The organism is Bacillus cereus group sp. BfR-BA-01524 (assembly GCF_022662595.1).
GTDB lineage: Bacteria > Bacillota > Bacilli > Bacillales > Bacillaceae_G > Bacillus_A > Bacillus_A thuringiensis_S.
Map to the genome: position 1 here is coordinate 1 of NZ_JAKUDW010000309.1, position 380 is coordinate 380.

The window sequence follows — 380 nt, forward strand, 5'->3', positions numbered from 1 at the left end:
ACATGCTAGTGAGGTGATTTCGATAGATTATCAAAACAAAGATATGTTCATTAACTTTTCACTTTTAGATATTAACCGTATTATTCTCCCACATTCTCCTACTGGACCTACCGGGGCTACTGGTTCCAGTGGACTTACTGGCTCCACTGGACCTACTGGGGCTACCGGTTCTACTGGCTCCACTGGTTCCACCGGGCCTACTGGGGCTACCGGTTCTACTGGCTCCACTGGTTCCACCGGGCCTACTGGGGCTACCGGCTCTACTGGTTCTACCGGTTCCACTGGACATACTGGCTCTACCGGTTCCACCGGACCTACTGGGGCGGCTAGTGTAGGGTTAACAAACTATCTATATGTTTTTGATACTACTAACCAATCAA

At 49.5% G+C, this 380-nt stretch carries 1 pseudogene; it reads left to right on the forward strand.

The window, feature by feature from the left end:
• Positions 1–13: 13 nt before the first annotated feature.
• Positions 14–380, forward strand: a pseudogene (locus MR170_RS31215) (collagen-like protein); the annotation flags it as partial.